Here is a 26,461-nt window from a genome sequence, read left to right as displayed (position 1 = left end):
GAACGCACATGGTAAAAATATCCGAATACACAGAAACCGAATTTATCCGCTTCATTGAAAAAATACGGGCAACCAACAAATGTGGATCGGATACGGAGCTTGGTGAACTGCTGGCGCAGTTCAGAACGCTAACCGGTCACCCGGATGGAACCGACCTGATTTTTTATCCCGAGCCAGGAGCAAACAGCTCTGCTGAGGGCATTGCGAAGACCGTAAAGGAGTGGCGTGCCACTAATGGACTTCCGGGCTTCAAGCAATAGATGTCGAACCCCAAAATATGATCATCAAACGCAGCTTTTCGGACTACACCGAACAAGACTTCGTTGAATTCGTGGACGAGATCAGAAAAGAAGACAAGGCGCCCACTGATGAGCGTGCAGACGTCTTAGTGCGGCACTTCAACTCGATTGTTGGTCATCCAAGCGGGATGGACCTTATTTACTATCCAGAACCCGGAGCGGACACGTCGTCCGCTGGTATAGCTCGTACAGTTGCAGCATGGCGTGCTGCTAATGGTCTGCCCGGATTTAAGCAATAAGCGTTTTTTATCCCTCGAGACACACCGAACCCGTGGCGAGGGGATTTATCCCCGACAGGGTGCGCAGCGCCCCTTTTCCCCATAAAAACCGAACGGGCCTGCTGCGCAGTCCATCGGGGATAAATCCCCTCACCACACTGCCAAACCTGACCTGTGTAGGTAGCTTTGCCGCCAGGGCCATCACCCCCTTCAACCATATAGATATTCAAGAAAGCCAAATACGGACTACATCACATCGAGCATATCCAGCATGGAGGTGCGGTTTATGATGTGGATAACCTCGCTGTGATGACTCCGAAACGACATATAGAGATTCACACGGAATAAAAATGTCTACTAAAAACAACTTCTCGGATTACACGGAACAAGAGTTCCTCGACCTGCTTGAGCGCATCATGGGAAATGATGAGAGCGAGGAGGAAGAAGGCAGACTTGTATTTCACTTCAACTCAATTTGTGGACATCCGAAGGGGTCCGACTTGATTTTCTACCCTGAGGACGACGCTGACGATTCAGCAGAAGGCGTGACCGAAACCATTAAAAAATGGCGTGCTGCCAATGGGCTACCCGGCTTCAAGCAATAAGCAACTTCATCCCCGAAGAAAGCCACAATGCCAAGCCTGACCTATTCAGGCTGCTCTGCCGACAGGGCCGCCAACCCCTTCGCCCAGATCTGCCGAGTCCGCAGCCCCACCATCGCCCGCCAGTCCGGATCGGCCGGATAAAACTGCTCCAGCAGATTCAACTTGATCGCCCGCCCCGTCGCATCCAGCGGATCGCCATGCAGATGGAGCCAATGGTCATCGCGCAAATGCCGATGCACGTCTGGCCCCGGATACGTTCCGCATTCGATCACGAATGGCATCAGTTGCACGTCGGGCAACGCATTGAGCAGCGCCTGTGAGGTGTACCCGGTAGCGGTCGCTGCCACACCGGTTTCACTCAAGGTGTCGGCGCCGGTGTGCAGCGTGTACAGCCATGGGCCATAAATCGCCTGTGCCTGCGCGAGTGCCGGATAAGGCGCCTGGGTGATGGTGAGCAACATCGGATGCCCGTACTCCCCTGCCCCGGTGTGCAGGTCGAAGCACATCACGGTTTCAGCACCGGTCATATGCGCATCGATGATCTGATGCAACGTGCGATTCGACCAGCTCGGTGCGCGGCCGCCATAGAACAGGCCATCGGGATGACTGTGCTGACCGCCCTCGACAATCGACATCACCGCCGGCCAGCCATGTTCGGCAATCTGTGCGTCGAGCAAGGCATCGGCCTGCGCGCGCTGCGGTCCGTGCAAATCGGTGCAGGCATAGATCTCGTGCAGCGTGGCGTAGGCGCAGTTGTCCGGCAACGGCCCGGCGAAATCCAGGTGATTGCGGTTGAGATCGATGTTGTCTTCGTTGACCCGGCGCAGCCACGCGGCGCCCCATGGGTTGATCAAGTGGATCATCACAACCGCAACATCCTTGGGCAGCGAGCCGGGAACGAAAGTTTGCAGCCAGTCGATCTGGCAATCCGAACCGTAATAGCCCTCGACCCCGTGAGTGCCGCTGAGTGCCACCAAACGACGTTTGGCCTGCGGATCACCGAGCACAGCGACGTCGGTGCTCAAGGGTTCACCGAAGGGGCCGCAACGCGGATGGGCGTACGAGGTGAGCGTGGCTCCGGCAGTTTGGGCGGCGGTCAGAAACTGTTCGCGCTGATCACGGTAACTGGACTCAGTGGGAAACTCGCTGTGCATGTCGGCCTCTTGTTGGTTTTGTACTTGTGGGAGCGAGCTTGCTCGCGAAGGCGATAGTGCATTCAACATTTTGGTTGCCTGACACGCCGCATTCGCGAGCAAGCTCGCTTCCACAGGGGCTTTGTTTCAGTTCGATCAATTTGGCATTGACCCTAGCGAACATCCGCCCAGAAAAGAAAGACAAAAATGCCCGGCGGTTTGCGTCGCGACCGGCCGGTCGATAAAGTCCGTCAGACCTTTTACCCCACGGACGGAGAGCCCCACGTGTTTCCAGCCCTGCCCCTGAGCCGCTTTCGCCTGCCTGCCCTGACGCTGATCATCAGCGCCCTGACCCTCACCGCGTGCAACGCCCCGCCCTCCTCGACCTTGCCGCTGGCACCGGAAGCCGCTTCCGGTTACCGCACCGATCTGCAGACTCGCCACGCCAGTCAACACATGGCCGCTGCCGCCAATCCGCTGGCCGCCGAGGCCGGTCGCAAGATGTTGCGCAAGGGTGGTTCGGCGATTGATGCAGCGATTGCCATGCAAGCAGTGCTGACCCTGGTCGAGCCGCAATCCTCCGGGATCGGTGGCGGCGCGATGATCGTGTTGTGGGACGGCAAACAGGTGCGTACCTACGACGGTCGCGAAACCGCGCCGGCGGGTGCCACCGAGAAGCTGTTCCTGCAGGCCGACGGCAAACCGATGCCGTTCCCGCAGGCACAGATCGGCGGCCGCTCGGTGGGAACGCCGGGCGTGTTGCGTGCGCTGGAGATGGCGCACAAGCAACACGGTCGGCTGCCGTGGGCCACGCTGTTCGAACCGGCGATCAAACTCGCCGAGCAGGGCTTCGCGATTTCGCCGCGCCTGCATTCACTCTTGGAGGCCGACCCGGTGATCGGTAAATCGCCGGATATGGCGGCCTACTTCCTCAACCGCGACGGCAGCGTCAAAGCCGTCGGCACGCGTCTGCAGAACCCGGCATTGGCCGCCGTACTCACGCGCATCGCCAACGAAGGCCCGGACGCGCTGTACAAAGGCTCGATCGCCGAAGAGATCGTCGCCAAGGTGCAGGGCCACGCCAACCCCGGCAGCTTGTCGCTGAATGATTTGCAAGGCTACAAGGCCAAAGAGCGCGCTCCGCTGTGCACCGACTATAAACGCTGGCAGGTCTGCGGCATGCCGCCGCCGTCGTCGGGCGGGATCGCCGTGGCGCAGATTCTCGGCACCCTGCAAGCGCTGGAAAGCCGCGATCCACACCTGTCGCTGACGCCGCTCAAACCCGTGAAAACCAACAAACCGGCCGGTATCGAACCCGATCCTCAAGCCGTGCACCTGATCGCCGAAGCCGAGCGCCTGGCCTACGCCGATCGCGCGCAATACGTGGCCGATACCGACTTCGTCCCGGTGCCGGTCAAAGGTCTGGTGGATCCGGGCTATCTGGCCAGCCGCGCCAGCCTGATCGGCGAACGGAGCATGGGCAGCGCCAAACCCGGCACACCGCCGGGCGTACAGGTGGCCTACGCGCCGGATCGCTCACCGCTGCGTATCTCCACCTCGCAAGTGGTGGCGGTGGATGACCTCGGTGGCGCGGTATCGATGACCACCACCATCGAAGCGGCATTCGGCTCGCACCTGATGGTGCAGGGCTTTTTGCTGAACAACCAGATGACCGACTTCTCGTTCATCCCCGAAGAGAACGGGCAGAAAGTCGCCAACCGCGTCGAACCCGGCAAACGCCCACGCTCGTCGATGGCGCCAACATTGATCTTCGACCGCAACAGCGGCGAGTTCCTCGCCAGCGTCGGCTCGCCGGGCGGCTCGCAGATCATCGAATACGTGGCCAAGACCACCGTCGGCCTGCTCGACTGGAACCTCGACCCGCAAAGCGCCATCAGCCTGCCCAACTTCGGCAGCCGCAACGGCCCGACCGAACTGGAACAGGGCCAGTTCAGCCCGGCGCTGATTCAGGCGCTGAAGGACAAGGGCCACACGGTCAACGAAATTGACATGACCAGCGGCACTCAGGCGATCGTACGGGTCAAGGATGCGCAGGGTAAAGCATCGTTGGCGGGTGGTGCGGATCCGCGGCGTGAAGGGGAAGCGTTGGGAGATTGAGGCTACGCACGGAAAACAAAAGGCTTACTGCGAGGTAAGCCTTTTTTATGCCTGATAAATTGTGCTCATCTGCCGCAAAAGGCTCGCGAATCAAACCGACAGGATTTTGCCGTCCACCGCATCGCCAATCGTCAGAAAATGCCCGCCGGCCACGTGGTGCAGCGTGCGCAAGCCGTCGTGCCCGTCGAAGTGCCAGCGGCCGTCGCTGAACACACGTTCATCGGCATGAGCGGCGATGACTTCGGCGAGGAACAGGTCATATTGTTCGTGATTGCGCGGTTCGGGCAGCAAGCGGCATTCGAGCCAGGCCACGCAACCTTCGAGTAACGGCGCCTCGACAGTTTCACCGGTAAAGGTTTGCAGGCCGTAAGCGTGAAACTTGTCCTGCCCCTGACTCTGCTGGATCTCCAGCCCCGAGGTATTGCCGACGGTTTGCACGATGTCAGCCTGATTGACGCACGGCACGTTGAGCACAAAAGTGCCGGACGCTTCGAGCAACTGGCGGGTCCAGGTGGACTTGTCGAGGACGACGGCGACTTTCGGCGGTTCGAAATCCAGTGGCATTGCCCAGGCGGCGGCCATGATGTTGCGCTGGCCGTCATAAGCGGCGCTGACCAGCACGGTCGGCCCGTGATTGAGCAGACGGTAGGCTTTGTTCAGCGGCACCGGGCGGCGGTGGGAGGCGCTCATGGGGATCTGCTCCGGGGAAAAGGAACAGATTGTAGCGCCAGCTGCTGGTGAAAACCTGTAGGAGCTGCGGCACGCTGCGATCTTTTGATCTTGATGTTGATCCTTGAAATCAACATCAAGATCAAAAGATCGCAGCCTCGTTGCACTCGGCAGCTCCTACAGGTATTGGCGGGGGAATCAGTTAGAAAGTTGATTGGCAAACTGCCCGACCGCATCCACCACTTTCTGCGCGCCGTCCTGAATCTCGACGATTACCGTGCCCGCCTCCGCCGCCAGCGCCAGGCCTTGTTCTGCCTGCAGCTTGCCATCGGTCATCAGGGCCACGGCGTTACGCGCCATCTCCTGGTTCTGCCGCACCACGCCGACGATCTCTTCGGTCGCCTGACTGGTGCGCGAAGCCAGTTGTCGGACTTCGTCGGCCACCACCGCAAAGCCCCGGCCCTGCTCGCCAGCGCGCGCCGCTTCGATGGCCGCGTTGAGCGCCAGCAGGTTGGTCTGTTCGGCAATGCCGCTGATGGTTTTGACGATGGTACCGATCACCTGCGACTGCTCGTTCAGGGCTTCGATGCCCTCACCGGCCGCCTGCATGTGGCGTGACAGATCACGCATCACATTCACCGCCTCGGTGACCACCGTGGTGCCACGTTGCGCGGTGTTGTCGGTTTGCTGCGAAGTGCTGTAGGCAATGCTCGCCGCGTCGGCAACCGCTTGTTCACGGTTGACCTGATCGGTGATCACCGTGGCGAACTTCACTACTTTGTACAGTTTGTTGTTGGCATCGACCACCGGGTTGTAGGACGCCTCCAGCCACACCGTACGACCATGGCTGTCGACCCGTTTGAAGCGGTCGGCGACAAACTCGCCATTGTTCAGACGACGCCAGAAATTCTGGTACTCGGCGCTGTTGTACTCCTCAGGTGTGCAGAACATCCGATGATGTTTGCCTTTGATCTGCGCCAGGCTGTAACCCATACCATGCAGAAAGCGCTCGTTGGCATTGAGCACGTTGCCGTTGAGGTCGAATTCGATCACCGCCGTCGAGCGCACCAGAGCGCCGATCAGGTTTTCGTGTTCGCGCGAGGCTTCGATGGTGCGGGTCAGGTCGCTGGAGAAGATCGAAAAATGCTTGATCCGCCCGTCCGAAGCGCGCACCGGCTGCACGATGGAGCGCAGCCAGGCTTCTTCGCCATTACCGCGCAGCAGGCGCACTGCACCAGCGAAATGTTCGCCACGGGTCAGGGCGGCCTTGAAACGATGATGAAAGTCATCGGCCTTCACATGCGCCGGAACGATGTCTTCAATGGCGCGCCCCACCAGATCCTGGCTCTTGTAGAGCATTTCGCCGAGGAAGTTCTGGTTGACCGACTGAATCCGGCCATCGGGTTCCAGGGTCAGCACCAGCATCTCGCTTTCCAGGCTTTCCTTCACCTGCAGCAGGCTGGAGAGTTCTTCACGGAGAGTGGCCAGCTCTTGCTTGAGGCGTTTGTTGAACATGGGCAGATACCGATGGAAAGAAAGCGGGATGCAGACTAGCCATCGGCCTTGAATTTCTTTTCTGAAGAGCGCTTGAGACCCGTCGGTCAAAAATAGTTCACGGGCGTGCGATCAGACAGTTCCGGCCACTTGGCATTGCCCTGTACGCGGCATTCGCGAGCCGAAATACAGCGCACTCAACAGCCCCACCACGCCCATCACCGCACAGAACATCACGCAGATCCACGGACTCCACGGCATCAGACCGATCAGCAACAGCGGTGTCATGCTCGCCCACGCGGCGTAGGCAATGTTGTAGGTGAAGGAGATACCTGACACGCGAATTCGCGCCGGGAACAACCCGACCATCACCGACGGCACCGCCCCCACCACACCGCAGGCCAGGCCGGCGATGGCGTATGCCAGCCCGATCCAGTGACCGCCCATGATCAAGCAGCTGTAAAGCAAGCCGATTCCCAAGGGCAGCAGCAGGCTATAGAGCATGACGGTGCGCCAGGCCCCCAGACGGTCGACCAGCAGCCCGGCGATCACACAGCCGATGTTGAGGAAGACAATGCCCAGCGCGCTCAGGGCGAAGGTATGGCTGGCGGTCATGCCGAAGGTTTTCTGCATCATGGTCGGCGTAATGACCACGAACACCACCACGGCCGAGGTCAGCACGCAGGTCAGCAGCATGGCCGGCAACATCGCCAGTCGATGCTCGCGCAGCACCGTACGCAGCGGCAGTTCAACCCGCGCTTCACGCTGCGCCTCCATGGCCATGAACACCGGGGTTTCGCTCAACCAGCGGCGCAGGTACACACCGATCACGCCGAACACGCCACCGAGCAGGAACGGATAACGCCAGGCGTAATCGAGGATTTCCGCCGGGCTGAACACGTGTGCAAGGAAAGTCGCGGTCAACGCACCAATCAAATAACCGAAGGTCAGCCCGGCCTGCAAAAAGCCCAGCGCGTAACCGCGATGTCCGGCAGGCGCGTGCTCGGCGACGAACACCCAGGCACTCGGCACCTCCCCTCCAACCGCCGCGCCTTGCAGGATGCGCAGCGCCAGCAACAGCAGCGGCGCGAAATAACCGATCTGGGCATAAGTCGGCATGATCCCGATCAGCAGGCACGGCAGCGCCATCATCAGGATGCTCAGGCTGAAGACCTTTTTCCGGCCCAGGCGATCGGCGAAATGCGCCATCAGGATCCCGCCCAGCGGACGCGCCAGATACCCGGTGACAAAGATCCCGAAGCTTTGCAGCAGCCGCAGCCATTCGGGCATTTCCGGTGGGAAGAACAACTGGCTGAGGGTCAGGGCGAAGAACACGAAAATGATGAAATCGTAGATCTCCAGCGCCCCGCCGAGGGCCGCAAGACCGAGGGTCTTGTAGTCGGAACGGCTGAACGGCGCCGGTCGGGCTGTGGATTGGGCAGTCATGGCAAAGCACTCTGGCAGGCAAAAAACCAAGGCGCTCATGGTCTACGCAAATCCGCCTGGGGACAACCCGTTAGACCATGGTCACGGTTTGGCAGAAACCTGCTCACAAAATGGCGGCGGTTGATTTACTGTTGAGGCTTGTCTGGCGGGACACATCTGAATCAGGTCTACCTCTGTGGCGAGGGAGCTTGCTCCCGCTGGGTCGCGAAGCGGCCCCCTCTGAACTTTAAAAGCAGGGGACTGCTACGCAGTCCAGCGGGAGCAAGCTCCCTCGCCACAGGGTTGTCGGGTTTGAATGTCCCAAGGACCACAATAACCATAAAAATCCGAGGTACTCCCTGTGGCCGTTGATATCGAAGATAGCCGCTCCGCGCGCTTTGCCTTGCGCTGTTCAAACTTTGCCGAACGCTGGTTCCCCGACTCCTGGGTGTTCGCCGCGTTGGCCGTAATCATTGTCGCGCTGGCCACGCTGGCCATGGGCGCGAAACCCACCGATGCCGCGATGGCCTTCGGTGACGGGTTCTGGAGCCTGATTCCGTTCACCATGCAAATGGCCTTCGTGGTGATTGGCGGCTACGTGGTCGCCAGTTCGCCGCCGGCGGTCAAACTGATCGACAAGCTGGCGCGCATCCCGAAAAACGGCCGCTCCGCCGTGGCCTGGGTCGCACTGATCTCGATGGTCGCTTCGCTGTTGAACTGGGGTCTGTCGCTGGTGTTCGGCGGTTTGCTGGTGCGCGCCCTCGCCCGCCGCACCGATCTGAAAATGGATTACCGCGCGGCCGGTGCGGCGGCGTATCTGGGCCTCGGCGCGGTCTGGGCCCTGGGCCTGTCCTCATCGGCGGCGCAGTTGCAGGCCAACCCGGCGAGCCTGCCGCCGGCGATCCTGTCGATCACCGGGGTGATTCCGTTCACCCAAACCATCTTCCTCTGGCAGTCCGGTGCGATGCTGCTGGCGCTGATCGTGATTTCGATCATCGTCGCCTACGCCACCGCGCCCGGCCCGAACTCTGCGCGCGACGCCAAGGATTGCGGCATCGACCCGGCGTTCAATCTGCCACCGCTGCAACCGCGCACCCGGCCCGGCGAATGGCTGGAGCACAGTCCGCTGCTGATCATCTTGCTGGTGCTGCTGGCGGCCGGCTGGCTGTTCCACGAGTTCTCGAGCAAACCGGCAATCACCGCGATTTCCGGGCTCAACACCTATAACTTCCTGTTCATCATGCTCGGCGCGCTGCTGCACTGGCGCCCGCGCAGCTTCCTCGATGCGGTGGCCCGGGCGGTACCGACCACCACTGGCGTGCTGATCCAGTTCCCGCTGTACGGCTCGATTGCTGCGCTGCTGACCACAGTCAAAGGTGCCGATGCGCAGACGCTGGCGCATCACATTTCGACCTTTTTTGTCAGCATCGCGTCCCACGACACCTATGCGCTGTTGATGGGCGTGTACTCGGCGATTCTCGGTTTCTTCATCCCTTCCGGCGGCGGCAAGTGGATCATCGAAGCGCCGTACGTGATGCAAGTGGCTAACGATCTGCAATACCACCTCGGCTGGGCCGTGCAGATCTACAACGCCGCCGAAGCGCTGCCGAACCTGATCAACCCGTTCTACATGCTGCCGCTGCTGGGTGTGCTCGGCTTGAAGGCGCGGGACCTGATCGGCTTCTCGTTCGTGCAATTGCTGGTGCACACGCCGCTGGTGCTGTTCCTGCTGTGGGTGCTGGGGACGACATTGGCGTATACGCCGCCGGTAATGCCATAGATTGACGAGATAGCACCTGCCTCAGGGCAGGTGCTATCAATGTTGCTCGGAGGGCAAGACTCTCAATAGCTCAGGCAAGGCAACCTGAACTGTTTCCCAAACGACATCCAGATTGATGTCGAAATAACCATGAGCGATCCGGTTACGCATCCCGCGCATGCTGCGCCAGGGAGTTTGAGTGTTCTGAGCCGCGAACTCCGGAAACCGGTCCATTATTTTGGTTGCCGCCTCGCCAATAATGACCAGGCTCATGATGACCGCTTGTTGCGTCCGTTTGTCGTCGACGAACTCTTCCTTGCTCAGACCTTCGACGAAGACCCGCGCATCGCTTGCAGCTTGACGCATATGCTCAAGTTAATCGCCGAGCCGGTTCGCGATCATACGGGACGGGCCTGTTCAAGTACCTGCTGACGAAACTTCAGCGGAAGGTCTCCTGGGGTCAACAGGTCGACGGTAACGCCTAGCAAATCTTCGAGCTCAACCTGAAGCCCGCCGAGATCAAACAAGGTGGTACCGGGCAATGGATCGACCAACAGATCAAGGTCACTGCCCTCCATATCGGTACCCAGCAGCGTCGAGCCAAACACGCGCGGATTGGCCACACGGAATCTGCCGACAACCTCACGAACGGAAGCTCGTTGCAGATCAAGAGCAATGGAAGGCTTCATGGTTCACTCAGGCCAGTTTCGCTATTGCAGCAGTCTAGCAGTGCGAAGGGGTCTCGTAGACACCGCACGATTTTGTAACCCAACCGTCACATCCACTTGCTAGCGTCCGCCCGAAACAAACTGAAACAATTAAGCAAAACGGGCTGACAGATGAAAGACGAAACAGACAGCACTGACGCACCTGAATCCGACACCCCCACCGACACCAGTCGCCGCCGCTTCCTCGGTGGAGTTGCCGTCCTCGGTGTGGGCGCGACGCTGGCCGGCTGCGGTAACGCCAGCAATGCGCCGGGCAAACCGGCCGAGCGCCCGCTGACGTCAGCCGAGCTGGACAAGGCCCTGCGCGATCAAGTGAAAACCGTGGTGGTGATCTACGCCGAGAACCGCAGCTTCAACAATCTGTTCGGTGATTTCCCCGGTGTCGAGAAGCCGCTGTCTGCGCTCAAACCTGCCGATTACCAGCAACGTGATCGCGACGGCAGTCTGTTGCAGACGCTGCCTCCTGTCTGGGGCGGCGTGTTGCAGATCGGCCCGCAAACCCTAGATGGCGTGACCTACCCCAGCGCCACGCAGTTTCAGGAAAACCTGCCCAACGCACCGTTCGCCCTCAAAGGCCCGAACGGCGAAGATTTGCCGTTCGGCTTGGTCACCCGCGATTTGTGGCACGTGTTCTATCAGAACCAGATGCAGATCAACGGCGGCAAGAACGATGGCTTTGTTGCCTGGGCCGATTCCGGCGGGCTGACCATGGGCCATTACGCTCAGAGCCGTTATTCCCTGCGTCTGTGGGACGTGGCTCAGGAATTCGTGCTGTGCGATAACTTCTTCCAGGGCGCGTTCGGTGGCTCGTTCCTCAACCACCAATACCTGATCAGCGCCACCGCGCCGTTCTATCCGGACGCGGCCAATTCGGTGGCCAAGTCGCAGATCGCCGCGCTGCAAAGCGCTGACCCGGCCGATCCACGCCTCAAGCCGCTGGAGGCATCGCCGGCCAGCGCCATGACCGGCCCGCCGCAGTTCGGCCCGAGTGCGCTGACGCCGGACGGTTACGGTGTCAACACCCTTGCCCCGCCGTACTGGCCAACATGGATTCGCGACCCGGAGCGTCCGGCGTATTCCAAACCGGATCTGCCCAACGTACTGGTGCCGCAGACCCACGAGCACATCGGCGACAAGCTGTCGAAGAAGAATGTCGATTGGGCCTGGTACGCCGGCGCGTGGCAGGCGACGCTGGATCAATACAAGGATTCCGGCGGGATTCCGAAGATCCCCAACTTTCAATATCACCACCAGCCGTTCAACTATTTCCAACAACAAGGCCCGGAAAACCCGCAGGAGCGCAGCAAACGCCTGCGCGATGCCGGGCTGGGGGATGAATCGAGCACCAACAAATTCTTCGCCGATGCCGAGGCCGGCAAGTTGCCGGCGGTCACGTTCTACAAACCACAAGGCAACCTGAATATGCACGCTGGATATGCCGACGTGGCCTCCGGTGACCGGCACATCGTCCGCGCCCTCAAAGTGCTGCGCGAAAGTCCGCAATGGAAAAACATGGTGGTGATCGTCACCGTCGATGAAAACGGCGGCTGGTGGGACCACGTGGCACCGCCCAAGGGCGATCGCTGGGGGCCGGGATCGCGGGTGCCGGCGCTGGTGGTGTCGCCATTCGCCCGTAAAGGCACGGTGGATCACACGGTCTACGACACGGCGTCGATCCTGCGCCTGATCACCCGGGTGTTCCAACTGGAAACCCTCGACGGCCTCAAGCAGCGCGATGAGGCAATGTTCGCCCGTGGCCAGAAACCCATGGGCGATCTGAGCAACGCCCTGCATTTTCAGGCGTGAGCCGAGTGCGGCGGGCTGACGAAAAAATCCGCGAATGACAGCTTCACTGTGCAACACGGCTGATCCAATATGAAGCGCCCCAAACTCCGGGGAACCCACGCTGAAAAGGATCTGAGCATGTTCAAACTCGCAGGATTTACCCCCGCCGCGCTGACACTCGCCGCGCTCACATTGAGCGCGGCGGCCCACGCCGATGTCGATCTGAAGCTGGGCAGCACCGAGCGCGTCACTCGCCTTTTTGCCTACCCCAACAACTGCAGCGTGATCTGCTATCGCAACTGGTCGCTGGAGCAGACGGTCGCTCACTATTTGAGCCAGAGCGTGCAGCGCGATGGTTACGCCAATGCCAAGGTGCTGGTGAAGAACGATAACGGGCAGATTTACGTTGAGATCAGTGGCGTACCGAAAGGCTACGACAAGCCGCTGTCGGCGCTGCTCGACGCCGGTGATCTGGCCTATACCGGCGCCAGCAAGCTCAATGCCGATGGCAAATGGGCGTACAGCTGGTACCTGTTCCTGCCGTTGGGCATGGCCCTGGAAAACCGCAAGAGCGTCGAGCTGCTGCACTTCCCGCCGGATTACTCGCTGACCCAGGCCCAGGATTACCTGCGCTCGAACACCACGGATCGCTGGGCCACGCTGTTGAGCGCCAACGGGATTCCGGCCGACCAGACGCCGGCGTATCAGACCATCATCGACATCGCCCCCATCGCGGCGCCGTCCAATGCCGGCAGTGACCTGGAAGGTGTCTACGACTACTTCAAGGATTATCAGACCACGCTGGTCAAGCAGTTCAGCCAGACCAGCGCCGGCACCACCCTGCCGATGGTCGCGTTCGGCGCACCGGTGCGTAACTGGATCAAGCAGCAGTATGGCCCGACCGTCGCCGTACTGGGTCTGGCGACTATCAGCCCGAGTGCGGGGGTGAACGTGCCGGTGCTGGGTTCGAACCATCCGAGCTACATCTGGTACGCCGCCGATCCGGCCAGCTACGACGGCGATGAAGCGAAAGCCGATGCCGCCGGCTTGAAGGTCATGGGCCAGGACTTGAGCGCGGCCTGCTGGCAGGCCGGGATGGGCAGCAAGCCCGGCACCGATGCGAAAACCCTGCTCAGCAGCTGTACGCAAACCTGGCAAGTGACGCAAAAGGGCAAGACCTGCGAGCTGTTCTACACCTCGATCCGCAACCTGACCCCGGCCCAGGCTGCCGCCAAGTGCTCGACCACGCCGATCAAGGCACAACTGCAACAGCTTCAGGGCGAAATGCCGGACACCAGCGTTCCCGCGCCACACCTCTGATGGTCTGAAAGCCTTCCCGTGTCAGTCGATGCTGACACGGGAAGCAGCCGATCACGCCTGTCAGATCTGACAGTAGACGCTTTGGCGTTTACGCGAGAGGATCGGATCCAAACATGTTGCAGCGCTGACAGGACGTCAGATCAAGGAAGTCGCAGCATTTGCCGACAGGGATCGTTATGAACAATCAGGCCCATCAGCATCACATCCCCCGCGACGCACCCGGCATTTACCCGTTTGCCGGATTGCCCGTGCGCCTGGGTTTCCCATCCAGCGAGGACTTCGAAATCGTTCAGCACGACGATGGCCGCGCGTCGGTGGTGGCGCGTCGGGCGTTCCTGCGGATCACCCGGATGTGTCGGGTGTCCGGGCAACTGCTGCCCTATCGCTGCCGACAGACTCGCCAGCTACTGGCCGGCATCCATCTCTACGATCCGCGTTTTTGCGGATTGCTCGAACATGCCTGCGACCCGAATGCGTTCCTCGACATGAGCGAACTGTGGCTATGGGCGCTGCGCGATATTCAGCCGGGAGACCGCCTGACCATCGACTTCGCGGCCACCGAAGACCGTTTGCTGCAACAGTTCGCCTGTACTTGCGGCTCGCCGCGCTGCCGTGGGTGGATCACCGGTTACGATGAACCACCCACGATCGAGGGCCAGCACTTTTTGCAGCGCTGGCGACATCCAGACTGAGTTACAACGCTCCGACCGGGCGCAGACGGTACTGCGGCGGCAGTTGCTCGAAGCCGCTGATGGTAGTGTTCAGGCTTTTCCAGCGACCGTCCTTGATGCCGTAGATGCAACCGTGAATCGACAGGTTCTGGCCGCGATGCCAGGCGTTCTGGATGATGCTGGTGTGGGCGACGTTGGCCACTTGCTGGATAACGTTCAGTTCGCAGAGGCGGTCGACCTGTTCTTCCTCGGTCGGCAGCTTGGCCAGTTCTTCACGTTTTTCGTAATACAGGTCACGGATCGAGCGCAGCCAGCCATCAATCAGGCCGAACTGGCGATCCTGCATCGAGGCACGCACGCCGCCACAGCCATAGTGGCCGGTCACAAGAATGTGTTTGACCTTGAGCACGTCGACCGCGTACTGGATCACCGACAGGCAGTTGAGGTCGGTGTGCAGCACGACGTTGGCGACGTTGCGGTGTACGAACAGATCGCCCGGCAGCATGCCGACGATCTCGTTGGCCGGCACCCGCGCGTCGGAGCAGCCGATCCACAGATATTCCGGGGTCTGCTGGCGTGCCAGTTTGGCGAAGAACTCCGGATCTTCCTTGGTGATCGCGTCAGCCCAGCGCTCGTTGTTATCAATCAGGTCTTGTAAGTCGTGCATGGTTAAGGCCTCAAGAAAGATGCGCTGGTATGACAGACGACCACCCGTCGGGGTCACGCAAGGGTCGCAAGTGTTTTCGTTGGAATTCCTGGGTGTGCGGTGAGTCCACTTAGTAAGGCCCACAGTATGAGGATTTGCCATGACTGATTCACGACGTCCGTACGATGCGGTGCAACCGGAACCGATCGATGATAACGAGGACCGCATGGGCTCGGTGCATGAACTGGATTTTGATGAAGACGAACCCAGCGCCAGGATTGGTGACGAGATTCCGGCGCGAGAACGCGAGCAACTGATGCCCAACGAGCGCGTGCGCGAGGCCGGGTTGACCGGTGCATCGACGGCGGACCACGAGCCGACCGACGATGATCTGAGCCCGGAAACACTGATTCATGAAGATGGTGCGCGCGATGCCGAAGAGGCTGGCGCAGGCAATCAGGCGGATTGGGACCTGAGCATTGTCGACGAGGACGATATCGGCGGCGGCAATGGTCTGGATGAGGCGGAGCTGGCGCGGCGTGATCCGCTGGATGGCAATCGCTGATCTCCTGATGTGACGCGACTCACTGTAGGAGCTGCCGAAGGCTGCGATCTTTTGATCTTGCCTCTAAAAACAAGATCAAAAGATCGCAGCCTTCGGCAGCTCCTACAGGAGATCAGTCAACCAGGGTGCAGGCCATGACCACGGCGTCTTCACGCCCGCCCACCGCCGGATAATAATCCCGGCGCCGGCCAATTTCGTTGAAGCCATAACGCTCATACAGCTTGAACGCTGCGGTATTGCTGTCACGCACTTCCAGAAAGCATTCCCGAGCGTCAGCCTTGTAGGCAATCGACATCAGATGCTCCAGCAACGTCAGCCCCAGCCCTCGCCCCTGATTCTCCGGTTTGACCGTGATGTTGAGCAGGTGCGCCTCATCCAGAATGATCTGCACCACGCCGTGGCCGACTTGCTGCTGGCCTTCGAACATCAGCCAGATCTGGTATTTGCCCAGCCCGTCGAGAAAAATCCCGCGCGTCCAGGGATGGCTGTACGCCGCGTATTCGATCTTCAATACCGCGTCCAGGTCCGCCTCGGTCATCGGGCGGAACGATACAGCTTCACTCATTCGATGGTTTCCAGCGCGCCATCAGCCGACGCATGGCTTGCCACACAGCGGCTTTGCGCTGTGGCTCTTCCATTAACAATTCCAGACTGGGAATGGCCCAGGCCAGGCCCAGGCCTTCGATCTGCAACTCACTGTTGAACGCTTCAGCGTCCGCTTCACCGGCAAAGCGCACCGCCGGCAGGCCAATCAACCACAGGCAGGCGCAAGGTGCCGCTTCCATCTGTACCGAGAGGAAACCCTGAACAAAGTCGCGTGCCGCTTCCGGGCCCTGATCCATGGTTCCGCGGTTCAGCCAAGGCCAGCGCACCGGCTCACCGACGATTTGTGGCGCATCCGGCAGACCGGCGGCGCGAAGCATGTCTTTAAGCAGCAGATAAGCTGGATCGCGGCTCTGGAACGCTTCGCCTGTGGGTAACTCGACCAGCAGCAGGCAAGCCCCGGCGCGCAGCAATTGCAGGGCGAAACGCGGGGGCGGCACGGGCGCGGGTCTGGCGACAACTGGCGCCTCCTCGACCTCTTCTACCGGTTTGGCGCCATTGCGGGTACTGGCGAGCGACGGGCGTGGCACTTCGATCTTCGGCCGTTCGACCGGACGGGCGGCAGGCTGCGCCGGAGCTTCGGCCTGCACAACCGGCATCGCCGCGACCTCTGGCTCAGGCTCGGGCATGTCCAGCAGCTCGGGCCGCGACGGGGCGGCGAAAGGCAATTCGGTGCGCGGCAGCCAGTTGACCACCTGCATGGCGTTCAAATAGGCGCGGCGGCGGGACTCGATTAGCAAAGGGTCGGCCACTTGTGGATAACTGAAGTGGGCTGATTCTACAGCCCTTCGTTCAAGATCGCTTGCTGTTGATCGATAGCCTTTACCTGGGCTCGCTCCCTGAGAAAATGCGACAGCCCGTCCCGAGAGTGAATCGCATCCCTCCTGATGCAGTACAATCGCGGCTTTTAATCGCCAACCAGCCGGCCATTCCGATGATCGAACCCAAGCGCGTCTTGCGCGCCCTCGCTGAACACTGGGCACTTCTTGAGCCACTGTGCGAGCACTTCGACCAAGGCACCCTGAGCCTCAACGAACTGCGCACGCAACTGGCCGCCCAACAACTGGACAGCACGCCGCAGGACATCACCAGCCTGCTCGACGTGTGGATTCGCCTCGATATTCTGGTGCCCGTGGCGAAAAGCCCGAACCGTTTCGAGCTCAACGCGCAGATCCACGACTTCCTCGCCTACCTGCGCCGTGAGCACCGTCTGGGCCTGTGCCTGGAGATCGAAGCCTATCTGCGCCACCTCGAACGGCTGGCCGGCTACATTCAGGACGCGTTCGATGTGCGCGACGGCAACGACCTCGCCCGTCAGCTGCGTTTGCTCGACATGCGCGTGCGCGACGTGCTGAAGAAACTCGACAACGACGAGCAGGCGCTGGTGGCCGTGGCCGAACGGGCCAAGACCAGCGACCGGCAGATTCCGCTGCGTCAGCGTTACGCCGAAGTGCTGGCAACCTGGGACGAATACGTCGAACCGATGATCGATCTGGTAAACGCCGACGGTGCCTTCGAGCAAGGCGTGCGCAAGGTCGAAACCGTGCTGCTGAAGATGCTCAGCGAACAGCAGCGCCTCGGCCATCTGGTCGATGACGACATGCTGCTGCGCACCCACGCGCGTATCCTCGAAATGCAGACCAGCGCCCAGTTGACCCTGCGTCATGCCCGCGAGCTGCTGCTGCCGCTGCGTGAAGAAGCGCGCCGGCACAACGCCGTGACCCGTGGTGCCGCGCTGGCGCTGGCGGCGATCCGCCGCAAAGGCATCGACGCCGTGCCGCAAGCGGCGATGCCGCTGTTCACCCGGCCGCAAAGCACCTTCCTCGGCAGCGCCAGTCAGGTCGAGGCCTACGTCTACGCCCTGGCGCGTTTCGAGCCGAAACCGGCGCGTTTCCCCAAGGCGCACAAAACCCAGAAATCCGGCGATGCCCCGCGTGCACCGCGCACCGTGCGCGAGATGGTCGAGCGTTGCGAAGAGTCCCTGCCGATGCCGGATCTGATGACCTGGTTGCTGGAGCAGGAACCGGACGGCGCCACCGACGAATTGCTCTACTGGTTCTCGCGCCTGTCGCGGGAAAAACGCTTCACCCGCGAGCGTCTGGAACGCCGCGAATACCACACTCACGAGCATCAGGTCAGCCTGCGCTCCTTCGCCCTGCTCTCGGCCCGCGCCCCTGCCGCCGCCGAGGATTCTGCGAGCATCCCCAATGCATCTTGATCTATCCGAACTGTCCCAACTGGCGCCGATCTTCCGTGAGCTGTTCAAGGGCTACCACGTCAGCCGCCGCGACCCGGAACTGTACGCGCAACTGTCGAACTTCCAGGATCAATACCGCACGCTGTTCAAGGCGCTGGGGTTCGAGCTGGTCTGCGACACCCGTGGCTTCTACTACTTCGTGCCGGACATGGCCGCTGCGGCGGTGAACAAGACCGCTCAGCGCCTGGCGCTGTTCACCTTCATCCTCGTCGAGCACCTGGCCGATCAGGGCCGCGATCCGATCGCCGTGCTCGACGGTGGCAGCCTCGGCCGTGAAGAACTGCCGTCGCTGCTGGACAAATACCGCGACCTGTTCATCCAGGCCGAAGTGCAGACCGTCGAAGAACTCGAAGAAAAGATCATGCGCCGCATGACTCAACTGGGTTTTGCCGGTGAAGAAAACGGCGTGTATCGCTTCCTGCCGCCGATGCACCGCTTCCTCGACGTGTGCCTGTCGGTGCAGCAGGACCGCGATCTGGCGGCCAGCGTACACAGCGTGCTGCCGCTGCCGGCACCGGTGCTGATCGACGAAGAGGCCGAAGCCAAATTCCTCGAGACCGACGATCCGCTCGATCTCAGCGAGTTTGAGGAAGAAAGCGAAGAAGACGCACTGGCCCGCGCCATTGCCGAAGAACAGGAGTCCGACGCATGAGCCAGGAACGCTACGGCATCCGCCGCTTTGCCCTTTTGAACACCGCCGGTTACAGCCTCGGCCTGTTCCCGCTGGAAGAACCGCTGTCGGTCTACGGCGCGAACAACCTCGGCAAATCCGCCTCGATCAACGCCTTGCAGTTCCCGATCCTGGCGCGCATGTCGGACATGAGTTTCGGCAAGTACAGCCTGGAACAATCGCGGCGTTTCTACTTCGCCTCCGACACCAGTTACATCCTCGTCGAAGTCAATCTGCCTCACGGCCCGCACGTGATCGGCGTGGTCGGCCGTGGCCCGGGCGGTGGTTTCGGTCACCAGTTCTTCGCTTATGCCGGCAAGCTGGATCTGGCGCATTACCAGAAGAACGACACCTGCCTGCGGCAGAAAGAGCTGTTCAGCAACCTTGAGAAAGAAGGCCTGAAAGCCTACGAACTCAAGCCGGACGAACTGCGTCGTTTGCTGGTGGGCGGGCACACCTCTATCCCGCTCGACCTGACGCTGATTCCGCTGCGCTCCACCAGCGAGCAGAGCCTGAAGACCTTCCGCGCGCTGTTCATCAACCTGCTGCACATGCGCGAAATCACTGCGGCCAAGTTGAAGCAACTGTTCCTCGATGCCTTCGAGCACAGCCTGCGTTCCGGCAGCGTCGACTACATTGCTGCGTGCGAAGAAGCCTTCCGCGATGTGCGCCGGATGGAGCAGGACTACAACTCGCTGGTCGCCGCCGGCCCATTGGTCGAGGCCTTGGCCAACGGCGTGAAACAGCGTGACGTGTTGCGCGGCAAACTGCATCGCCTGTCGCCGCTGCTCGACTCGTTGCTCGGCACTTGGTCGGACTACGCCAATGCACGCAAGGAAGAACTGACGATTCAGGCCGAACACTACCGTCGCGAGCAGGACGACCTGCAAAACGACCAGCGTGGCGGCACCCAGGAGCTGATGCGCCTGGAGCGGGAAATCTCCGGCATTCAGCGCTGGCTCGGCGAGTTGTCGGTGCTGAAGAACCGCTTTGCGCTGGTCGATGACGTCAAAGTACTGGAGCAACAACTGCTCGCGGCCAAGGACGCCCACGACGAACTGGCTGGTGCGCTGGCACAGTCACGACAGTTCAGCGCCGAGGATCTGGAAGAGCGTCTGCGCGACCTGGAAAAACGTCTGAAGTCGGTGAAACAGCAACTCGATCACGCCGACAACAACAGCTACGCGCGCCTGCGTGAAGAATTCTCGCAACAGGACGTCGAGCGCCTGATGCGCCTGTTCAACAGCGCGCTGTTCAGCCTGCCGCTGGGCGAACATGGCATCACCCTCGACGAAGACGGCGAGTGGGTCAAATCGGTCGAGCTGATCCTCGATGGCTTCAAGGGCGAGCGTTTCGAAGTGCCGGGGCTGTCGATCGACATCTCGCACATTGAGCCGCCGGCTCTGCAAGCGCTGGCCGACCGCGCCGCGCTGCGTGACCAGAAAGAGCGTCTGGAAAAAGAGCTCAAGCAGCTCAAGACTCAGCAAGCCGTGGCCGCCGACCGCGCCGCGAGCAAGACCCAGACCGAAGCGCTGTACCAGCAAGTGCTGGATGCGCAGAAAGCCCTGGAAGATTTCCGTCGCACTCAAACGCTGAGCGCCGAAGAAGGCGACAAGCTTGAGCAACTGGCGCAGATGGAAGCCGCGCAGGACGAACTCAAGCGCTCCAGCGATGCGTTCACCGAGCGCGTCCAGCAACTGTCGGCCAAGCTGCAACTGGTCGGCCGGCAGATCGCCGACATGGAAGCCAAGCAGCGCACCCTCGACGACGCCCTGCGCCGCCGTCAGCTGCTGCCGGCGGATCTGCCATTCGGTACGCCGTTCATGGATCCGGTCGACGATTCGATGGACAACCTGTTGCCGCTGCTCAATGACTATCAGGACAGCTGGCAGGGTCTGCTGCGCGCCGACGGGCAGATCGAAGCGCTGTACGCGCAAGTGCGTCTGAAAGGCGTGGCCAAGTTCGACAGCGAAGACGACATGGAGCGCCGTCTGTCGCTGCTGATCAACGCTTACGCGCACCGTACCGATGAAGCGCTGACGCTGGGCAAGGCGCGGCGTGCGGCGGTCACCGACATCGCCCGGACCCTGCGCAACATTCGCAGCGACTACGACAGCCTGGAGCATCAACTGGCGCTGTTCAACCGCGAGATCAACAAGCGTCAGGTGTCCAACCTGCAGAGCTTCCGCATCGTCCTCGCGCCGAACAAGGAAGCACTCAAACACATCGACCAGATCATCCACAGCGCCGGTCAGTACGAAGAAGGCGAAACCCTGTCGGTGTTCGATCTGAGCCAGAGCGCCGAACAGGACAACAAGAACGAAGAGGCCAAGGAATACCTGGCTCGGCTGGTGGCGGCGAACCACAACCAGCTCGGCCTCAAGGACTTGTTCGAACTGGCGTTCGAGATCACCAAGGTCAACGGTCAGCCGGTGATTCACACCGACATCGACGGCGCGGCCTCCAACGGCACCACCATGACCATCAAGGCGCTGACCAACATGTACTTGTTGCTGCACCTGATGGATCGCGACCTGGCCGGTCGCGTGCGCCTGCCGTACTACCTCGACGAGGCCGCAGACATCGACGAGAAGAACCAGGCCGCATTGCTGGAAACCAGCCTGCAATTGGGCTTTGTGCCGATTCTGGCGAGTGTGAAGCCGCAAGTCTGCGCAAGTGTCGCCATCGACCTGGAAGGCGGCAGCGGCCCGGCGGGGATCTACATCGACGAGGCGGACTGGAAGTACATCCGCCGGCATGATGTGGTGAAGGCCACCGTCAACGTGCAAGCCGATGAGCCAGAGCTGGATGAGGTTTGATCGGCGTTAGCTGAAGGCAAAAAAAGGGCCGCGATCTGTTGGGATCGCGGCCCTTTTTTATGGCTTTGGGTTTGTGCTGAATAGGAGGACCTCATCGCTGGCAAGCCAGCTCCCACAGGTTTTTGCGTTGAACACACATTCTGTATACGACATGAAACCCTGTGGGAGCTGGCTTGCCAGCGATGGCGTCTTTGTAGACGCCACATCAATTCCAGATTACTTACCGAGCGAAATCTTCGGCGCCCAGGTCAACCACTCATCCTCGAACTTGTCGAACAGCGGGAACGTCTGTTCCGCACGCGCCGGGTTGCCCATCCGTTCACCGTCCGGGGTAGCGAAAGCGATTCCCCCCTGAATCGCCGTCTCCAGCGACTCTGTGCGCACTGTCAGACCATTGAACAAGCCGATGTCGAAACCAACGCCGCTGGTGTTCCAGAATCGGCTGCCGCTGCGCACCAGCGGCGCGTACTTCGGCTCGATCAGAATGTGCACCAAGACGCGATCTGCGGTCTGACCCAGCTCATAGCCCGTGACTTTGCCCACAGTGATTTCTCGGTAGGTCACGGGTACGCCCGGTTTCAGTGAGCCACGGCGCGCAGCGCTCAACACCAGACTCAAACCGGCTTCCTGTTTGGCGACTTCCGGCGGACTGGCCAGCGCAACGAAGTTCTTCTGCGGGCCGAGGTTTTTTGCCGCCGGCTGCACTTCCACATACTGCCCGGTAACCAGGGTTTCCAGGTTCTGCGTCTTGATCAGTCCCAACTCTGGCTTGACCACCCAGAACTGACTGCCGACCCGCGCAATGCGCTCCGGCACTTCGGTGATCCGCGCGGTAATCATCACGGCTTGCAGATCGTCGGTCAGATCGACGTCTTCAATCTTGCCGACATCCAGCCCTTTGAAACGAATCGGCGTGCCCGGGCGCAAACCATCGGCGCGGTCGACCTTGATCGTCACCAGCGTGCCTTTCTGGTTGGCCTCGTCATGGTTGGCGAACAGCCGGAAGCGCGGAATACGCTTTTGCAGCGGCGCTTTGGCTTGCGGTGTTTCGAAGGCAATGCCGCCGGCCATCAACGTCTGCAACGACTCGCTCTTGACCTGAATCCCGCCCGTCAGACCACCGGTGAGGGTGATGCCGCTGACGTTCCAGAAGCGTGTCGACGCGTTGACCAGGTTTTCGTATTCCTTCTCGATATGCACGCCAATGACGATTTGTTTTTTGGTCTTGGAGAACTGATAGCTCTGAACCGAACCGACCTTGACCTGCTTGTACAGAATCGGACTGCCGACTTCGATCGAACCGAGAACATCGGTGAACAACACCAAGTGTAGACCCGGCGAACGCAGATCCAGCGGCGGCGCTTTTGGCCGCGCCTCGAACTCGCGTTTCGGCGCGGCACCTTTGTCGCCCGGACGCACAGCGATGTAGTTGCCCTTCACCAGCGCTTCGAGCCCGGTGATACCGGCCAGGGAAATCGACGGTTTGACCACCCAGAATTGCGTGCCGTCGACCAGATAGTCTTCAGCCAGAGGATCCAGCGTCAGTTCGGCCGTGGCGCTGTTCAGATCCGGATCGATTTTCAGCGCTTTCATGTTGCCGACCTGAATGCCTTTGTACATCACTGGCGTACGGCCGGCCTGCAGGCCTTCGAAGTCGCTGAGTTTGACCTTGACCCGGATGCCGGCAGCGGCGGCGTCGAAGTCCTCATACAGACGGAACGGCAGGCTTGGATCAGTAGGCGGACTGTCCTTGCGATTCTCCGGAGTGGCGAAGGCAATACCACCGGCGACGATGCTCGCCAGAGACTCGCTGCGAACCTTCACCCCCGACAGGTTGGCGTCGATGCTGATGCCACTGGCGTTCCAGAAGCGCGTGTGTTTGCGCACCAGTTTGGCGTAGGTCGGCTCGATGAACACCTTGAGTTCAACGGTGCTCTGGTCTTCAGACAGCACGTAGCTTTTGATCTGACCGACCTTGATCTGTTTGTAGAACACCGGACTGCCGCGGTTCAGCGAACCGAGACGATCGGCCTTGATGGTCAGGTGCAGGCCGGGCTTGGAGTCCGACAGCGGCGGCTCTTCGGCGAGTGCCTTGAACTTGCGGGTCGGCTCGCCTTCACCGGGACTGATGGCCACGTAATTACCTGAAACCAGGGTTTCCAGACCGGTAATGCCGGCCAGGGTCACGCTCGGTTTCACCAGCCAGAAACGCGTGCTGGTCTTGAGGTATTGCTCGACGTCCTTGTTCATTTCGACGGTGGCAATTACCCCTTTGGAGTTGCCCTCGTCATCCAGTTTGAGCGTCTTCACTTTACCTACTGGCATGCCCTTGTAGACCACTTCGGTCTTGTTGGCCTGGATGCCTTCACCGCTTTCGAAACGCACCTGAATCTCGATGCCGGTTTCGTTATAGGCACGCCAGCCGAGCCAGCCGCCGATGATCAGGGCAATCAGAGGCAGTACCCAAATGGCAGACCAGTTGGAGGCCGGTCGGGTTTTCGCTACAGGCAAATCAGTCATGGTCGTCGTCCGACTCCGTGTTATCCCAAATCAGTCGGGGATCGAAAGTTACTGCGGCAAGCATCGTCAGAATCACCACACTGGCGAAGGCGATGGCGCCAAGGTTGGCTTCGACACTGGCAAGCCGGCCGAAGTTGACGACCGCCACCAGAATGGCGATCACAAAGATGTCGAGCATCGACCAGCGACCGATGAACTCAATGAAGCGGTACATCCAGATGCGCTGCCGTGCAGACAATGGCTGGCGGCGCTGTACAGAAAACAGCAACAGCGCGATACCGACCAGTTTAAACGTCGGCACCAGAATACTGGCGATGAACACCACGGCGGCAATCGGGATCATGCCGTGTTGTACCAACTGGATCACGCCGGACATGATGGTGCTGGGGTCGCCCTGACCCAGCGAGCTGACGGTCATGATCGGCAACACATTGGCCGGAATGTAGATAATCGCAGCCGTGATCAGCAGGGCCCAGGTTCGGATCAGGCTGTTGGGCCGGCGAGCATGAACCAGCGCGCCGCATCGGGTACAGGTTTGCTCGTCGGTGACCGCGTCCTGCCTGTTCAACTCGTGGCATTCGGTACAGACCAGAATGCCCGCATCAATCGCCCGCATGAGGGTCTTCTCCTGATAGCGCCTGCCAGATCTGATGCGGTGACATCACCACTTCCAGCCAGACCTGAACCAACAACAAACCGATGAAACACGCCAGACCGAGGCCGACGGTGATGGCCGCCATGTCCGCCAGTTTGACGATCGCCACGAGGACGCCCATTAGGTAGACCTCGAGCATCCCCCAGTCTTTGAGGTGGTGATAAATACGGTAGAGCAGCAAGCCGTAACTGCGGCCGATGTTGAATCGAATCGTCAGCAATACGAATAACTGGCACAGCAACTTCAGCAACGGAATGGCCATACTGCATAGAAATACAATGATCGAAACGCCCTGCATGTCCGTATTGAACAAGCCGAGCACGCCGCTCCAGACCGTATCCTGCGAAGATTGTCCGAGAATATTGAGTTGCATGATGGGTAAAAAGTTTGCCGGGATGTACAGCAATAATGCTGCGATCACCAGGGCAAGGCTGCGCTGCACCACGTTATGGCGGTGGGCGTACAACTCGTAACCGCAGCGCGGGCAGAGCGCTTTCTCGCCATGGGCAAGCTTGGGCTTGCGCATCAGCAGGTCGCACTCGTGACAGGCCACCAGGTCTTCCAGCGGTAAATCTGACAGCCCTGAGGCGTCAACCGGATCTGACATAAAGGCTCTGGCTCCGAAAAAGGTGGGGCTATTCTAGTGTTCTGATTCGAAAATAACTGTGCAAATTTGTTCGCTGGCTAAGTAAAAATACTTTCCTGCGGACAAAACAAAACCCCAACTGCTTTCGCAATTGGGGTTTCGGAATTTAATCTTGACGATGACCTACTCTCACATGGGGAAACCCCACACTACCATCGGCGATGCATCGTTTCACTTCTGAGTTCGGGATGGGATCAGGTGGTTCCAACGCTCTATGGTCGTCAAGAAATTCGGATACTGACTCGTGACCAATTGGCCTCGCTTCAGCAAATCGGGTATGTGATACAGGTGTTTGTGAGCAGCGCGAACTTTCGGTTCATTGCGTCTTCACACACCGCAATCTGGTCTCTTTCGAGCATTCAGATTGCTTGGGTGTTATATGGTCAAGCCTCACGGGCAATTAGTATTGGTTAGCTCAACGCCTCACAGCGCTTACACACCCAACCTATCAACGTCGTAGTCTTCGACGGCCCTTCAGGGAACTCAAGGTTCCAGTGAGATCTCATCTTGAGGCAAGTTTCCCGCTTAGATGCTTTCAGCGGTTATCTTTCCCGAACATAGCTACCCGGCAATGCCACTGGCGTGACAACCGGAACACCAGAGGTTCGTCCACTCCGGTCCTCTCGTACTAGGAGCAGCCCCTCTCAAATCTCAAACGTCCACGGCAGATAGGGACCGAACTGTCTCACGACGTTCTAAACCCAGCTCGCGTACCACTTTAAATGGCGAACAGCCATACCCTTGGGACCGGCTTCAGCCCCAGGATGTGATGAGCCGACATCGAGGTGCCAAACACCGCCGTCGATATGAACTCTTGGGCGGTATCAGCCTGTTATCCCCGGAGTACCTTTTATCC

At 60.2% G+C, this 26,461-nt stretch carries 24 protein-coding genes, 2 rRNA genes and 2 pseudogenes (1 of these 28 cut by a window edge); 13 read left to right on the top strand and 15 right to left on the bottom strand.

Annotated features, from left to right (window positions below):
* The first annotated feature begins 8 nt into the window (after positions 1 to 8).
* The 4 genes from AB1J88_RS25545 to AB1J88_RS25530 all read left to right on the top strand — a co-directional run bounded on the left by AB1J88_RS25545 (position 9) and on the right by AB1J88_RS25530 (position 1,122).
* Positions 9 to 260 carry a bacteriocin immunity protein gene (locus tag AB1J88_RS25545; protein ID WP_086791584.1) on the top strand — a complete coding sequence of 84 codons (252 nt, stop codon included), beginning with the start codon at positions 9 to 11 and terminating at the stop codon, positions 258 to 260.
* A 17-nt stretch (positions 261 to 277) separates the two neighbouring features.
* Positions 278 to 538: a bacteriocin immunity protein gene (locus AB1J88_RS25540; RefSeq protein WP_086791583.1), complete on the top strand. Its 261-nt coding sequence runs from the start codon at positions 278 to 280 to the stop codon at positions 536 to 538.
* A 201-nt stretch (positions 539 to 739) separates the two neighbouring features.
* Positions 740 to 865: a hypothetical protein gene (locus tag AB1J88_RS25535; RefSeq protein WP_369426612.1), complete on the top strand. Its 126-nt coding sequence runs from the start codon at positions 740 to 742 to the stop codon at positions 863 to 865.
* A 2-nt stretch (positions 866 to 867) separates the two neighbouring features.
* Positions 868 to 1,122 carry a bacteriocin immunity protein gene (locus AB1J88_RS25530; protein ID WP_430292208.1) on the top strand — a complete coding sequence of 85 codons (255 nt, stop codon included), beginning with the start codon at positions 868 to 870 and terminating at the stop codon, positions 1,120 to 1,122.
* Between the two features lie 41 nt (positions 1,123 to 1,163).
* Here the strand turns inward: AB1J88_RS25530 and AB1J88_RS25525 are convergent, their stop codons facing one another.
* Positions 1,164 to 2,276 carry a DUF2817 domain-containing protein gene (locus tag AB1J88_RS25525; RefSeq protein ID WP_430292207.1) on the bottom strand — a complete coding sequence of 371 codons (1,113 nt, stop codon included), beginning with the start codon at positions 2,274 to 2,276 and terminating at the stop codon, positions 1,164 to 1,166.
* A 264-nt stretch (positions 2,277 to 2,540) separates the two neighbouring features.
* Here AB1J88_RS25525 and ggt point away from each other — a divergent pair, with 264 nt between their 5' ends.
* Positions 2,541 to 4,373: a gamma-glutamyltransferase gene (gene ggt / locus AB1J88_RS25520; protein WP_430292719.1), complete on the top strand. Its 1,833-nt coding sequence runs from the start codon at positions 2,541 to 2,543 to the stop codon at positions 4,371 to 4,373.
* 90 nt (positions 4,374 to 4,463) lie between these two features.
* Here the strand turns inward: ggt and AB1J88_RS25515 are convergent, their stop codons facing one another.
* From AB1J88_RS25515 to AB1J88_RS25500, 4 genes and pseudogenes are all read right to left on the bottom strand, one after another.
* Positions 4,464 to 5,063: a flavin reductase family protein gene (locus tag AB1J88_RS25515; RefSeq protein ID WP_430292206.1), complete on the bottom strand. Its 600-nt coding sequence runs from the start codon at positions 5,061 to 5,063 to the stop codon at positions 4,464 to 4,466.
* Between the two features lie 177 nt (positions 5,064 to 5,240).
* Positions 5,241 to 5,678 (bottom strand): annotated as a pseudogene (locus AB1J88_RS25510) (methyl-accepting chemotaxis protein); the annotation flags it as partial.
* Between the two features lie 150 nt (positions 5,679 to 5,828).
* Positions 5,829 to 6,467: pseudogene (locus tag AB1J88_RS25505) on the bottom strand (PAS domain-containing protein); the annotation flags it as partial.
* 201 nt (positions 6,468 to 6,668) lie between these two features.
* Entirely contained in the window at positions 6,669 to 7,982 is a 1,314-nt protein-coding gene (locus tag AB1J88_RS25500) for an MFS transporter (RefSeq protein ID WP_430292205.1), read from the bottom strand.
* Between the two features lie 340 nt (positions 7,983 to 8,322).
* Between AB1J88_RS25500 and AB1J88_RS25495 the strand changes: the two genes are divergently transcribed.
* Positions 8,323 to 9,741, top strand: coding sequence for a short-chain fatty acid transporter (locus AB1J88_RS25495; RefSeq protein ID WP_086791573.1), 1,419 nt, complete (start codon positions 8,323 to 8,325; stop codon positions 9,739 to 9,741).
* Between the two features lie 36 nt (positions 9,742 to 9,777).
* Here AB1J88_RS25495 and AB1J88_RS25490 read toward each other — a convergent pair whose 3' ends face one another.
* Together AB1J88_RS25490 and AB1J88_RS25485 are read right to left on the bottom strand one after the other, a co-directional pair.
* Positions 9,778 to 10,086, bottom strand: coding sequence for a HepT-like ribonuclease domain-containing protein (locus AB1J88_RS25490; protein ID WP_430292204.1), 309 nt, complete (start codon positions 10,084 to 10,086; stop codon positions 9,778 to 9,780).
* Positions 10,087 to 10,118: 32 nt separating this feature from the next.
* Positions 10,119 to 10,409 (bottom strand): nucleotidyltransferase family protein, encoded by a 291-nt coding sequence (locus AB1J88_RS25485; RefSeq protein WP_430292203.1) that lies wholly within the window; start codon positions 10,407 to 10,409, stop codon positions 10,119 to 10,121.
* A 150-nt stretch (positions 10,410 to 10,559) separates the two neighbouring features.
* Here AB1J88_RS25485 and AB1J88_RS25480 point away from each other — a divergent pair, with 150 nt between their 5' ends.
* From AB1J88_RS25480 to AB1J88_RS25470, 3 genes are all read left to right on the top strand, one after another.
* Positions 10,560 to 12,254 carry an acid phosphatase gene (locus AB1J88_RS25480; protein WP_430292202.1) on the top strand — a complete coding sequence of 565 codons (1,695 nt, stop codon included), beginning with the start codon at positions 10,560 to 10,562 and terminating at the stop codon, positions 12,252 to 12,254.
* 117 nt (positions 12,255 to 12,371) lie between these two features.
* A complete protein-coding gene (locus AB1J88_RS25475; RefSeq protein WP_222018379.1) occupies positions 12,372 to 13,553 on the top strand; it encodes a hypothetical protein in 1,182 nt (393 codons plus the stop codon).
* Positions 13,554 to 13,729: 176 nt separating this feature from the next.
* Positions 13,730 to 14,245, top strand: a complete 516-nt coding sequence (locus AB1J88_RS25470; RefSeq protein ID WP_086791564.1) for an SET domain-containing protein — start codon at positions 13,730 to 13,732, stop codon at positions 14,243 to 14,245.
* A 1-nt stretch (position 14,246) separates the two neighbouring features.
* Here AB1J88_RS25470 and can read toward each other — a convergent pair whose 3' ends face one another.
* Positions 14,247 to 14,891 carry a carbonate dehydratase gene (gene can / locus AB1J88_RS25465; RefSeq protein ID WP_430292201.1) on the bottom strand — a complete coding sequence of 215 codons (645 nt, stop codon included), beginning with the start codon at positions 14,889 to 14,891 and terminating at the stop codon, positions 14,247 to 14,249.
* A gap of 139 nt (positions 14,892 to 15,030) precedes the next feature.
* On the opposite strand from can, the gene AB1J88_RS25460 reads away from it, so the two are divergent.
* On the top strand, positions 15,031 to 15,435 hold the full coding sequence (locus tag AB1J88_RS25460; RefSeq protein ID WP_108183800.1) for a serine kinase/phosphatase: 405 nt from the start codon (positions 15,031 to 15,033) through the stop codon (positions 15,433 to 15,435).
* A gap of 112 nt (positions 15,436 to 15,547) precedes the next feature.
* Here the strand turns inward: AB1J88_RS25460 and rimI are convergent, their stop codons facing one another.
* Together rimI and AB1J88_RS25450 are read right to left on the bottom strand one after the other, a co-directional pair.
* A complete protein-coding gene (gene rimI / locus AB1J88_RS25455) occupies positions 15,548 to 16,000 on the bottom strand; it encodes a ribosomal protein S18-alanine N-acetyltransferase (protein ID WP_041074813.1) in 453 nt (150 codons plus the stop codon).
* Positions 15,993 to 16,739 carry an energy transducer TonB gene (locus tag AB1J88_RS25450; RefSeq protein WP_430292718.1) on the bottom strand — a complete coding sequence of 249 codons (747 nt, stop codon included), beginning with the start codon at positions 16,737 to 16,739 and terminating at the stop codon, positions 15,993 to 15,995. The genes rimI and AB1J88_RS25450 overlap by 8 nt, the downstream gene beginning before the upstream one ends.
* 233 nt (positions 16,740 to 16,972) lie before the next feature.
* On the opposite strand from AB1J88_RS25450, the gene mksB reads away from it, so the two are divergent.
* From mksB to mksF, 3 genes are read left to right on the top strand one after another with little or no spacing between them, the layout of a single operon-like run.
* Entirely contained in the window at positions 16,973 to 18,256 is a 1,284-nt protein-coding gene (gene mksB, locus AB1J88_RS25445; protein ID WP_400764707.1) for an Mks condensin complex protein MksB, read from the top strand.
* On the top strand, positions 18,246 to 18,947 hold the full coding sequence (gene mksE / locus AB1J88_RS25440) for an Mks condensin complex protein MksE (protein WP_016773189.1): 702 nt from the start codon (positions 18,246 to 18,248) through the stop codon (positions 18,945 to 18,947). The genes mksB and mksE overlap by 11 nt, the downstream gene beginning before the upstream one ends.
* Positions 18,944 to 21,784, top strand: coding sequence for an Mks condensin complex protein MksF (gene mksF, locus AB1J88_RS25435; RefSeq protein WP_145593127.1), 2,841 nt, complete (start codon positions 18,944 to 18,946; stop codon positions 21,782 to 21,784). The genes mksE and mksF overlap by 4 nt, the downstream gene beginning before the upstream one ends.
* A 216-nt stretch (positions 21,785 to 22,000) precedes the next feature.
* On the opposite strand, the gene AB1J88_RS25430 is transcribed toward mksF, so the two are convergent.
* The 5 genes from AB1J88_RS25430 to AB1J88_RS25410 form a co-directional block, all read right to left on the bottom strand.
* On the bottom strand, positions 22,001 to 24,304 hold the full coding sequence (locus AB1J88_RS25430) for an MlaD family protein (RefSeq protein ID WP_430292200.1): 2,304 nt from the start codon (positions 24,302 to 24,304) through the stop codon (positions 22,001 to 22,003).
* Positions 24,297 to 24,920 (bottom strand): paraquat-inducible protein A, encoded by a 624-nt coding sequence (locus AB1J88_RS25425; RefSeq protein ID WP_430292199.1) that lies wholly within the window; start codon positions 24,918 to 24,920, stop codon positions 24,297 to 24,299. Before AB1J88_RS25425 ends, AB1J88_RS25430 begins: the two co-directional genes overlap by 8 nt.
* On the bottom strand, positions 24,907 to 25,566 hold the full coding sequence (locus tag AB1J88_RS25420) for a paraquat-inducible protein A (RefSeq protein ID WP_430292198.1): 660 nt from the start codon (positions 25,564 to 25,566) through the stop codon (positions 24,907 to 24,909). Before AB1J88_RS25420 ends, AB1J88_RS25425 begins: the two co-directional genes overlap by 14 nt.
* Before the next feature lie 149 nt (positions 25,567 to 25,715).
* Positions 25,716 to 25,831, bottom strand: a 5S ribosomal RNA gene (rrf, locus tag AB1J88_RS25415).
* Between the two features lie 153 nt (positions 25,832 to 25,984).
* Positions 25,985 to 26,461, bottom strand: a 23S ribosomal RNA gene (locus AB1J88_RS25410) (it continues 2,415 nt past the right edge of the window).

The organism is Pseudomonas sp. S8, from assembly GCF_050473925.1.
In the GTDB taxonomy this organism is placed as follows: Bacteria; Pseudomonadota; Gammaproteobacteria; order Pseudomonadales; family Pseudomonadaceae; genus Aquipseudomonas; species Aquipseudomonas parakoreensis.
Note: the sequence above shows the minus strand (reverse complement) of the source record. Positions and strands in the feature narration are given on the sequence as shown.

Excerpts from the sequence above, each read along its gene's own strand:
- mksE (WP_016773189.1), top strand. The coding sequence starts at position 18,246 with ATGCATCTTGATCTATCCGAACTGTCCCAACTGGCGCCGATCTTCCGT.
- AB1J88_RS25530 (WP_430292208.1), top strand. The coding sequence starts at position 868 with ATGTCTACTAAAAACAACTTCTCGGATTACACGGAACAAGAGTTCCTC.
- AB1J88_RS25420 (WP_430292198.1), bottom strand. The coding sequence starts at position 25,566 with ATGTCAGATCCGGTTGACGCCTCAGGGCTGTCAGATTTACCGCTGGAA.
- AB1J88_RS25430 (WP_430292200.1), bottom strand. The coding sequence starts at position 24,304 with ATGACTGATTTGCCTGTAGCGAAAACCCGACCGGCCTCCAACTGGTCT.
- AB1J88_RS25450 (WP_430292718.1), bottom strand. The coding sequence starts at position 16,739 with ATGCAGGTGGTCAACTGGCTGCCGCGCACCGAATTGCCTTTCGCCGCC.
- AB1J88_RS25480 (WP_430292202.1), top strand. The coding sequence starts at position 10,560 with ATGAAAGACGAAACAGACAGCACTGACGCACCTGAATCCGACACCCCC.
- rimI (WP_041074813.1), bottom strand. The coding sequence starts at position 16,000 with ATGAGTGAAGCTGTATCGTTCCGCCCGATGACCGAGGCGGACCTGGAC.
- AB1J88_RS25490 (WP_430292204.1), bottom strand. The coding sequence starts at position 10,086 with ATGCGTCAAGCTGCAAGCGATGCGCGGGTCTTCGTCGAAGGTCTGAGC.
- mksB (WP_400764707.1), top strand. The coding sequence starts at position 16,973 with ATGATCGAACCCAAGCGCGTCTTGCGCGCCCTCGCTGAACACTGGGCA.
- AB1J88_RS25540 (WP_086791583.1), top strand. The coding sequence starts at position 278 with ATGATCATCAAACGCAGCTTTTCGGACTACACCGAACAAGACTTCGTT.
- AB1J88_RS25460 (WP_108183800.1), top strand. The coding sequence starts at position 15,031 with ATGACTGATTCACGACGTCCGTACGATGCGGTGCAACCGGAACCGATC.
- AB1J88_RS25545 (WP_086791584.1), top strand. The coding sequence starts at position 9 with ATGGTAAAAATATCCGAATACACAGAAACCGAATTTATCCGCTTCATT.
- AB1J88_RS25475 (WP_222018379.1), top strand. The coding sequence starts at position 12,372 with ATGTTCAAACTCGCAGGATTTACCCCCGCCGCGCTGACACTCGCCGCG.
- AB1J88_RS25485 (WP_430292203.1), bottom strand. The coding sequence starts at position 10,409 with ATGAAGCCTTCCATTGCTCTTGATCTGCAACGAGCTTCCGTTCGTGAG.
- AB1J88_RS25525 (WP_430292207.1), bottom strand. The coding sequence starts at position 2,276 with ATGCACAGCGAGTTTCCCACTGAGTCCAGTTACCGTGATCAGCGCGAA.
- AB1J88_RS25470 (WP_086791564.1), top strand. The coding sequence starts at position 13,730 with ATGAACAATCAGGCCCATCAGCATCACATCCCCCGCGACGCACCCGGC.
- AB1J88_RS25500 (WP_430292205.1), bottom strand. The coding sequence starts at position 7,982 with ATGACTGCCCAATCCACAGCCCGACCGGCGCCGTTCAGCCGTTCCGAC.
- AB1J88_RS25515 (WP_430292206.1), bottom strand. The coding sequence starts at position 5,063 with ATGAGCGCCTCCCACCGCCGCCCGGTGCCGCTGAACAAAGCCTACCGT.
- AB1J88_RS25425 (WP_430292199.1), bottom strand. The coding sequence starts at position 24,920 with ATGCGGGCGATTGATGCGGGCATTCTGGTCTGTACCGAATGCCACGAG.
- can (WP_430292201.1), bottom strand. The coding sequence starts at position 14,891 with ATGCACGACTTACAAGACCTGATTGATAACAACGAGCGCTGGGCTGAC.
- mksF (WP_145593127.1), top strand. The coding sequence starts at position 18,944 with ATGAGCCAGGAACGCTACGGCATCCGCCGCTTTGCCCTTTTGAACACC.